General features: G+C 27.3%; 7 protein-coding genes and 1 pseudogene. All 8 read right to left on the bottom strand.

Annotated features, from left to right (window positions below; genetic code table 11):
* Window positions 1-134 precede the first annotated feature (134 nt).
* Complete coding sequence (gene kdpA / locus ACRDBA_RS17475; RefSeq protein ID WP_438574213.1) at window positions 135-1,871, bottom strand: potassium-transporting ATPase subunit KdpA; 1,737 nt, start codon at window positions 1,869-1,871, stop codon at window positions 135-137.
* A gap of 299 nt (window positions 1,872-2,170) precedes the next feature.
* Window positions 2,171-2,974 (bottom strand): MurR/RpiR family transcriptional regulator, encoded by an 804-nt coding sequence (locus tag ACRDBA_RS17480; protein ID WP_438574214.1) that lies wholly within the window; start codon window positions 2,972-2,974, stop codon window positions 2,171-2,173.
* A 157-nt stretch (window positions 2,975-3,131) separates the two neighbouring features.
* Window positions 3,132-3,776, bottom strand: coding sequence for an N-acetylmannosamine-6-phosphate 2-epimerase (locus tag ACRDBA_RS17485; RefSeq protein ID WP_438574215.1), 645 nt, complete (start codon window positions 3,774-3,776; stop codon window positions 3,132-3,134).
* A gap of 43 nt (window positions 3,777-3,819) precedes the next feature.
* Complete coding sequence (locus ACRDBA_RS17490; RefSeq protein WP_438574216.1) at window positions 3,820-5,310, bottom strand: PTS transporter subunit EIIC; 1,491 nt, start codon at window positions 5,308-5,310, stop codon at window positions 3,820-3,822.
* A gap of 309 nt (window positions 5,311-5,619) precedes the next feature.
* Window positions 5,620-7,785 carry a sensor histidine kinase gene (locus ACRDBA_RS17495; RefSeq protein WP_438574217.1) on the bottom strand — a complete coding sequence of 722 codons (2,166 nt, stop codon included), beginning with the start codon at window positions 7,783-7,785 and terminating at the stop codon, window positions 5,620-5,622.
* Window positions 7,772-8,476 carry a response regulator transcription factor gene (locus ACRDBA_RS17500; protein WP_438574218.1) on the bottom strand — a complete coding sequence of 235 codons (705 nt, stop codon included), beginning with the start codon at window positions 8,474-8,476 and terminating at the stop codon, window positions 7,772-7,774. Before ACRDBA_RS17500 ends, ACRDBA_RS17495 begins: the two co-directional genes overlap by 14 nt.
* 294 nt (window positions 8,477-8,770) lie before the next feature.
* A complete protein-coding gene (locus ACRDBA_RS17505) occupies window positions 8,771-10,060 on the bottom strand; it encodes an HD domain-containing phosphohydrolase (protein WP_438574219.1) in 1,290 nt (429 codons plus the stop codon).
* Between the two features lie 130 nt (window positions 10,061-10,190).
* A pseudogene (locus ACRDBA_RS17510) lies at window positions 10,191-10,420 on the bottom strand (hypothetical protein); the annotation flags it as partial.

Below are 10,420 nucleotides of genomic sequence, written 5' to 3' on the forward strand. Positions count from 1 at the left end.
GTCCAAGTACCTCTATATTCCCAGTAATTTTTTGGAAATATAGTTAGGTTTATTAATGTTACTCTTTTTTATATGAGACAAACTTGATAATTTCCAATTTTATTTATTTTTTATCTTGACATATTACCAGTCGTCTATACAATCATCTTTAAGAATTCAACTATTGGTCCTAATGCAAGAGCTGGGAAAAAGCTTAATGCTCCTACTAATAAAATTGTAAATATTAATAACCCAACAAATAATCCATTGCTAGTTGGTAATGTTCCTACACTTACTGCTACCTTGCTCTTTTTAGATAATGAACCTGCAATAGCAAGTGTAGCTATCATAGGCATAAACCTAGTGCATAACATTATTAGTCCAATTGATATATTTATAAATGGTGTATTTGCTACAAATCCAGCAAATGCTGAACCATTATTTCCTCCTGCTGATGAATAAGCATATAAAAGTTCTGAAAATCCATGTGGCCCTGAATTAGTAACACTATTAGCTACTTGCGGAATCATTGATGCTATTCCAGCTCCTATTAAAGTAAAAATAGGTGTAGCTAAGCATATTAGTATTGCCATCTTCATTTCATATGGTTCAATTTTCTTTCCTAAATACTCAGGTGTTCTTCCGACCATTAATCCTGCTATAAATACTGCAATTATTGCAAATGCAATCATTCCATAAAGTCCACAACCTACACCACCAAATACAACTTCACCAAGTTGCATTAATATCATAGTTATCATTCCTCCAATAGGAGTATAACTATCATGCATTGCATTTACTGAACCATTTGATGCTGCTGTTGTAAATGCTGACCAAGTTGCTGATGCTGGTATTCCAAATCTAGTTTCCTTTCCTTCCATATTTCCATAAAGACCTCCACTACCTGTTACATTTACTATTCCATTTTGAGATAATTGAGGTGTTCCCCTAGTTTCTGAAAAAGCTATTGCCCCTAATGCTACAACTAACATAATAAACATAGTAATAAATAAAGCTCGTCCTTGTTTTTTATCCTTTATATTTCTTCCAAATGAAAAACATAAGGCTGCTGGAATTAAAAGTATAGATAACATTTCAGCAAGGTTTGATAAAGGTGTAGGATTTTCTAGTGGATGAGCTGAGTTTGTCCCAAAAAATCCTCCTCCATTAGTCCCTAGTTGCTTTATTGCTACTTGGCTTGCTGCTGGTCCTTGTGGAACTATTTGCTTTTCTACTATAGTTCCATCATTTAATACTATTGGTTCTAATAATTGAACTTCCTTGTATTCTGATAAATTTTGAACTACCCCTTGAGAATTTATAAATATAGCTAAAACTATTGATAATGGTATTAATATATAAGTAACTGTTCTTGTTAAATCTATCCAAAAGTTTCCTAAACCTTCTTTTTTTATGTTAGTAAATCCTCTTATCAAAGCAAATAATACCGAAATACCTACTGCTGCTGATAAAAAGTTTTGTACTGTTAATCCTATCATTTGAGTTAAATAACTTACTCCACTTTCTCCTGAATAAGCTTGCCAATTTGTATTGCTTATAAAGCTTGCAGTAGTATTAAAGCTTAAATCTAATGATGCTCCCTTTATATTTTCAGGGTTTAAAAATAAATAACCTTGGAATATATTTAATAAAAATAAAACTATAAATCCACATATAGAAAACCCTATAACAGATATAGAATATTTTTTCCAATTCATTTCTTCATCTTTATTTACACCTAAAAGCTTATAAATAATATTTTCTACTGGAGTTAATAGTTTAGATAAAAATACTTTTTCACCATTCATTACCTTCCCTATATATCTACCTAAAGGAATTGCAAGTAAAACTAATAAAATTAAATATATAACATATTGAAAAACTTCCATCATTACTCTTTGTCCCCCTTTATTAATACTTTACAAAGAAAAATAAATACTACTAATGCTACGCCTCCAATTAATTTAGTGATTATATCCATGAGCTTATCCCCCTTCTTAATATATTTACATTATAGTGAAATCTCTATTAATAAGACCTTAGGATTTTCTCTTATAGTATTAAGATTGTATAAAGATTTTCAAAACATTATATTTATCCATACTAAAAACTGTTCTGAAAATAAAAAAATATACCAAGGTTATATCTAATCTATTAAGATTAGTTATAACCTTGGTATATTTTTATATTCTTATATTTCTTTAGTTATTACATCCACTGTTCTTTGCATCTTTTTGCTTAGCTTTGAATCTTCTAGTAATACCATTGATATTAAATCTAAAAGGTACATAGTTGAAAACTGACTATTTATAAATCTTTTTTTATCAACAAACAATGTATTATAAACAATAAACTTTATATCTGCTAATTCAAACATCGGTCCCTCAGAATAACTTGTAATTGAAACTATCTTTGCTCCATTTCTTTTTGAAATACTTAATGAATTTATAACTTCTTCTGTTTGACCTGAAACTGATATACCAATTACTAAATCTCCCTTTGAAACTATTGCACTATTAATCATCATCATATGAGGATCTGAAAAGCTATATACATTAAAGCCCATTCTAAGTAGTCTTTGCATCATTTCTGATCCTGTAAGACCTGAGCTTCCTACTCCATAAATATAGATTTTATTTGCTTTTTTTATTTCTTCAACAACCCTTAAAACTTCTTCCTTTTTAATTGATTGCTTTGTTCTTTCTATAACTCTCTCATAATATGAATATGTATCTGACAATACATCATCTTTTTCATATACTTCTATTTCTTTTTTTACAGAGCTTAACTTTAACTTTAGCTCTACAAAGCTTTCACAATCTATCTTTTTACAAAATCTTGTTATAGTTGCTCCTGAAGTATTAGTTACCTTTGCTAAATCTGATATATTAATATTATTTAACACTTCATTTTCTCTTAAAATATAATCTGCTATACTCTTTTGTTTATCTGAAAAGCTGTTATATTTTTGTTGTATCTCACATAAAATATCCAATTTCTCAATGCCTCCATTATGTAATATATATATAATATAATACCACAATTTCATTATATTTTTGCTTTATACATAAAAAACTATATAATTATAAAAATAAAAAACACCTACTATTGTAAGCTAGTAGGTGTTTTTTCATAGAGTAAAATAAATATTATTATAATGCTTTTAAAACTTCTTCATTAAATTTTATTGTGATTTGTTGTGGTCTAGTAATTGCTCCACCTACTACTACAGCATATGAACCCATTTCCATAGCTTTTCTAGCTTTTTCTGGTGTATCAAAGTTACCTTCTGCAATTACAGGTTTTTTACATTCTTTAATTAAGGCTTCTAATACTTCAAAGTTATTTATTCCCTTTGAATGTTCTGTATATCCAACTAAAGTTGTTCCTATATAATCAAAACCTAATTTTTCAGCTCTAATTCCTTCTTCTGTAGTTGAAATATCTGCCATAAACCTTTGATTTGGATAAAGCTCCTTTAATGATTTTAAAAAGCTTTCATCTTGGTTTATTGTTGCATCAACTGCTATAACATCTACTTCAGCATCAATTAATTCCTTAACTTCTTTCATTGTAGGTGTTATATAAGAAATCATATCAGGATAATCCTTTTTTATAATTCCTATGATTGGAAGAGATACTTCGCCTCTAATAGCTTTTATATCTTCTACAGTATTTGCTCTTATTCCTACTGCTCCACCTTGCTTTGCTGCTAATGCCATTTTACTCATTATAAATGAACTGTGTAATGGTTCATTTTCTAATGCTTGACATGATACGATTAATCCCTTATTCATTCTAAAATCCTCCTACTATATCTATTAAAATTATTACTACGACTTATTCTGCGCCTATTATTTCATTAATTCTTTGCTTAATTGGATCTGCCATAGCTCCAAATATTGCTTGAATTCCACCCTTAACTTCAAGAACTGCTGTTGCTCCTAAAGCTTTTATCTTATCTTTATCTACTTTATTTACATCTTTAACAGAAACTCTTAATCTTGTAATACAAGCATCTACGTCTTCTATATTTTCTTTTCCACCTAAAGCTTCTAATACAGATGCTGCTGTTTCTTTTAATGAGTCTTTTGTAACTACTTTAACTTCTTCGTTATCATCTTCACGTCCTGGAGTCTTAACATTGAATTTAGTTATTAAGAATCTAAATGTGAAGTAGTAAACACATGCCCAAACTAAACCTACTGCTAAAACTAAAATCCAGTTTGTTTTATCATTTCCTTGTAACACACCAAATAAAGTGAAGTCTATTATACCACCTGAGAATGTATTTCCAATAGAAATATTTAATATATCTGCAATAAAGAATGCTACACCATCTAATAATGCATGAACTACATATAACCAAGGTGCTACGAATAAGAACATAAACTCAATTGGCTCTGTTATACCAGTTACAAATGATGTAACTGCAGCTCCTAAGAATAATCCACCTACTAATTTTCTCTTGTCTTTAGGTACACAGTGATACATTGCTAAACATGCTGCTGGTAAACCAAACATCATTGTAATAAATCTTCCTGCAAAGAAACGAGTTCCTTCATGGAATAATCCTGTATGATTTGGATCTGCTAATTGAGCAAAGAATATATTTTGTGCTCCAACAACAGTTTGTCCTGCTACTTCAGCAACTCCACCAAGCTCTGTCATCCAGAATAATGGATAAATCATGTGGTGTAGTCCAACTGCACCTGTTAATCTTAATAAGAATCCATAGAAGAATGTACCTATTGCCCCTAAGTCAGCAATTGCTGTTCCTGCACTAGTTAACCAGTTTTGGAATGTTGGCCATATTAGGAAGAATACTCCCCCTATAAATATTGCTGCAAATGATGAAACTATTGGAACGAATCTTGATCCTCCAAAGAATCCTAAAACAGCTGGTAATTGAATGTTGTGATATTTGTTATGTAAATATGAAACTACTGAACCAATTACTATAGCTCCAACTACTCCAGTATCTATTGAAGTAACTGCTGGATTAAATGCTTTTATCATTCCACTTATCGAAGCATTCATTACTAAGAATGAAACTAATGCTGCTAATGCTGCTGTTCCTTTATCTTTCTTAGCTAGTCCAACCGCTAAGCCTGTACACATAATAAGTGCTAAGTTACCAAATACAACATCTCCTGCTGCTGTCATTATTGAGAAAATACCTTGTAACCATGCAATATCTAAAAATGGATATGCATTTATTGTATTAGGGTTAGATAAAGCTCCCCCAATTCCTAGTAGCAAACCTGCTGCTGGTAAAATCGCTATAGGTAACATAAATGATTTACCTATCTTTTGTAAATTTTTAAACATTTTTACCCCTCCATCAATTTTATTTACGTGAAAATTGTAAATGTTTAATTTTCATATTTTATTTTTTGAGAAAATCAATTTCACTATATGTAAATAATATCATAGGAATTTATTTTTATCAATAGTTTTTTATGAAAATAAATTCCCCTTTTAAAATTTATTATTTTCATCTACTTTTCACATATATATTTCCCCCTAAATATCTAATTTTAATAAACAAAAAAAGCTGATATAAACTTATATATTATAAATTCATATCAGCTATTTATTGTATTTTAAAATCTTTAAACTATATTAAAGTTCTATATATTACTTATTAAAAACTATACTTACTTTAAATAAATCACCATCAACATTTATATTAAAGCTTCCCCCTTGCAGCTCTACAAAGCTTTTAGCTATAGCAAGCCCAAGTCCTGAACCTTCCGTGTTACGAGATTCATCTCCTCTAACAAATCTTTCAACTATATTTTCAACGTTAAAAGTAATTTCTTCAGCTGCAATATTTCTTAGAACTATTTCTACATTACTCTCATTTTCTAAAATATCTATATAAACTCTAGTTCCATTCATAGCATACTTTGTAATATTTAATACTAGATTTTCAAATACTCTAAAAGTACGTTGGCTATCTAATTTAAGTATTACCTTACTACTTGTGAAATTCTTTTTAACTAAAAGAGATGATTCATTAACCTTATCTTCAAGTTCTAATAATGTTTGCTTCATTAATGATACAACATCTACTTCTTCAATATTTAAGCTTATATTTCCACTACTTGCTTTACTCATTTCAAATAAATCTTCTATTAAAAATTGAAGTCTTTGAGATTTTCTATCTAATGTTTCTAAGTATTGTGCTCTTTTTTCACTTGATAAACTTTCATCCTTTAATAAGTCTACATAAGTAATTATTGATGTTAGTGGTGTTTTTAAATCATGTGATACATTTGAAATTAATTCTGTTTTCATTTTTTCACTTTTAATTTCTTCTTCCACTGCCTTTTTAAATCCACTTTGTATTCTTTCTAAATCTTCTTTAAAGGGTTCAAATATACCTATTTCCTCTTTGATTTTTACATCTAAGTTTCCTTCTGCAATTTTATTAGTAGCTTCCTTAAATATTTTATATTGATTACTTATTTTATCTAAGTTTTTTCTTATTAAAACAAATAAACAAACAGAATATATTATTACACCAAATATTCCAAAGAACCATATTGCACATAACCCTGATAATATTAATGCATTTACTGCTAAAATCTTTAAAATTACTTTATTATTTTTTTGACTTAAATCTATACTAGATAAAGTATTAAAAGTTCTTTTAATAGATCTTCCAAGATTTTTTATTAGCCTAACAATATATGATATTCCTTTACCTATTAAGCTTTGCTCTTTAAAATATTTTCTTAATCCTGTATTAAATATATATTTAATAACAAGAACTATATTAAAAGCTACTGCTAAAACTACAACCCAAAACATAAAGTTAACTAACCAAATGTTCTCTGCTGCTATACCTATATTTTTTCCTAAAACACTTTCCCCACTTCTAATAAAGTATGATAATTCAAGAATAACAAATGCAAATACTCCTGTAGAAACTCCCCATATTATAATACCTATTACTTCAAAAGGTATTTTACATATAGATTTAAATCCTATTATTTCTCTTGATCTTTTATATGGTATTAATAAGGCACAAATCATTATAAGTAAAACACTTAAAACAACAACCCTTGTTATTCCCATATAGTAACCATAGTTTTCTGCATCATCTATTCCCCTATATATTGTATCATTTGTTTGTATTTCCTTTGGTACTGCAAAAATATATGTCATATTTTTAATTGGCGTAAGACCTAATCTTTTATTATAATAAATATTACTTTGCATATCTAATAATCTTGCTTCTAGTAATACATTTTGAGCTCCAATTAAATCCTTAATTTCTATTACGCCATTTTCATTGTATTTTACTAATAAGTAAAATTGATATTTGTCTTTTTCTAATGAACTTAAATCTAACTCTCCATTTTCTAAAAACTTAATTTCTTTATCCATAGTAGAATATTCTATTTCTTTATTTTTATCATCAATTGCTGTAATTTTTAAGTTTTTAATATATCTTTTCAACTTATAATCCCAGCTTCCAACTTCATTATTAAATGATCCAACTTCTTGATCATTATAAGCATAAACATCACTTTTCTCAATTAGCACATCATACGGTGTAACTTTACTTTCAGAATCATTTTTCAAGTTATCATAGTAAAGTGTATAACTAGCTTCTGATAATATCCTAGCCATATCATAACTTTCAAAGTAATTTTCTTCATAATTGTTAGCAGATTCATTTATTTTAGGATAGGTCTTTACTATTCCTAATGCTACAACTACTATTAGCATTAAAGCTATTAAATTTATTATTATTTTTCCAAATTTATCATTTTTAATATTATTGCTTTTCAATTTTATATCCAACTCCCCATACTACTTTTAAATATTTTGGATTTTTAGGATTTATCTCAATTTTTTCTCTTATATTTCTTACATGAACCATTATTGTATCTGTGTTAATAGCTTGCTCGTTCCATACTCTTTCATAGATTTCTTCAGCTGAAAAAACACGACCTTGATTCTGAATTAATAGTGATAATATCTTAAATTCACTTGGAGTCATTTTTACTAACTTTCCATCTATAGAAACTTCTTTTGTGTCAAGATTTAACTCTAATCCCCCTGCTACAAAGATATTTTCATCTTTTTCTTCTTTTTGTATCATATTTAAAAACCTTGAATATCTTCTTAATTGTGAATTAACCCTTGCTAATAATTCTAATGGCCTAAATGGTTTAGTTACATAATCATCTGCTCCTATATTTAACCCCATTATTTTATCAACTTCCTCTGATTTTGCTGATAACATAATCACTGGAAAATCATGATTTTGTCTTAATCTCATAACAAATGTTATCCCATCCATCTTAGGCATCATAACATCTACTATAGCTAAATGTATTTCTTCATTTTCTAGTACTTCTAAAGCTTCTATTCCATTGTGTGAAATAAACACATTATATCCTTGATTTATTAAATATGCTTCTATTGCTATTGCAATATCTACTTCATCTTCAACAATTAATAAATTATATTTGTTCATAAACTACCTCTCCATAATAAATGTTAATTATAACCTTACTCTTTATACAATATCATAATAAACATTTATTTTATAGTTAAGGATACGCCCTGTATTTTACACATTTAATACCTCCTTTAAATTATTACTTATCAAATGTCTCTCACTTATATTTCAATTTTATATCTTAAAAATAAAGATTCACCTCACTAGATTCTAAAGAAATTCTAAAGATTTAACTTTAATAATTGCAAAAATACCCTATAAGATAGATTTATTGTTTTATCTATCCTATAGGGTACTTTTAACATATTATCATTTATTAATTTTATTTATCTTATTTATTTCAACACATAAATTTCTTTTATATATCTTACTAATAAACGCTTCACTATTATATAATTTAATATACTTATTTTCTAAAGTTCTATAAAAATCAAAATAATCCTTTGTAACTTTTTTAGCTTTAGAAACTATCTCATCATAATTACTTGTTAATACATTTACTACTTTTTTATCTAGTTTTTGCCTTTGTACTAAATTAGTTAATATACTAATAACAACGTCCTTTGTAAATTCCTTTTTATAAGATCTTTTTCCTATTAATGCACTAAATATATCTACAGCCATAATTATTCTTGCTTCTAAATTAATATGCTCTCCTAACACTCCATATGGGTATCCACTTCCATCTAACCTTTCATGGTGAAGTATTATTATATCTGATATCTCAGTTAATCCCAGCTCATTAAGTATTTCTTTTGACTTAACAACATGGTTTCTCATAATATTCATTTCCTCCGGATTTAAACTCCCTGGATTCTCTAATATATCTATAGGTGTTGTTATTTTACCTACATCATGAAGAAAACCTGACAAGCCTATTAATCTTTTATTTTCTCCATTAGGCTCTATTATTCCATAAACTATCATACTTATTGCTGAAACATATACTGAATGATCTATTGTATCTTGGCTTCTTGAATCAATAACAAAAACTACTACTCTAACTAACTCTATTAATTGTGATCTAGATAATTCAAATGAATCTAAATAAGAATAAAACTCTTTTTTATAATTTCCATTGCTTATTTCTCTGAATATATTTTCCTTCTTATCAAATTCAATTAAAGATTCTACTTCATCCTTAAACATAGGACTAGTTTCTTTTCTTATATTTTCATAAGTTAAATCAATGTCTTCACTAATTACCTTTTCTATTTTATCTACAAAACATATTAAAAAATCTTCTTTTATATATTTATATTTTTCGTTACAAACACATTTACTAGCCATATCTTCTACTAACTTATTATAAGGCATCATATATTTAATAAATAAATAACTACAAATTGAATGCCTTTCCGTATAACAACGGCTATTCTTATATATATTGTTTTTTACTCTTAAATTACAAATATCATGAAAAAAAGCTATCATGGTTAATTTAACAACTTCTTCTATTGAATGCTTATTTGTCTCTTTTAATATTTTCCATACTATATACCCTACTTTTTCCCCATGTCCATTTAAATTATTCGCATTATCAAAAGACTTTTGTAAAACCCTCATAGCCTTTCCTAACGTGCAAAATCCCCTTTTCATATACACCTCTTGTTATTTTTATCTCTAGTTATTTTTATCCCCATACTAATTATATTCATTTTAGCAAAAATTAATAGAATAATTTTTATTAAAATTCTATAATTAACATTTTTTCTTTATAAATAAAGTATTATATTAAAAAGCTATTATTGTTTTTCATAACTTTTTTTATTTTATTTTTAATATCTTTTTTAATTCTTATTTTTAATATTTTATTTGATAATGTATTTTTATAATCAATATTAGCCATCTTCCTTTCAAGTATAATTAATTCATCATTTGTAAATATATTATTTAATAGTCCACTTTCTCTTAATAGCCATATCATAAAAATATTTTCTTCTGAAATATCATTAACAT

Source organism: Clostridium sp. (genome assembly GCF_051654825.1).
Taxonomy (GTDB): Bacteria; Bacillota; Clostridia; order Clostridiales; family Clostridiaceae; genus Clostridium.

Bases quoted from the DNA above. Each gene is read 5' to 3' on its own strand.
- kdpA (WP_438574213.1), bottom strand. From the start codon at position 1,871: ATGATGGAAGTTTTTCAATATGTTATATATTTAATTTTATTAGTTTTA.
- ACRDBA_RS17485 (WP_438574215.1), bottom strand. From the start codon at position 3,776: ATGAATAAGGGATTAATCGTATCATGTCAAGCATTAGAAAATGAACCA.
- ACRDBA_RS17490 (WP_438574216.1), bottom strand. From the start codon at position 5,310: ATGTTTAAAAATTTACAAAAGATAGGTAAATCATTTATGTTACCTATA.
- ACRDBA_RS17500 (WP_438574218.1), bottom strand. From the start codon at position 8,476: ATGAACAAATATAATTTATTAATTGTTGAAGATGAAGTAGATATTGCA.
- ACRDBA_RS17505 (WP_438574219.1), bottom strand. From the start codon at position 10,060: ATGAAAAGGGGATTTTGCACGTTAGGAAAGGCTATGAGGGTTTTACAA.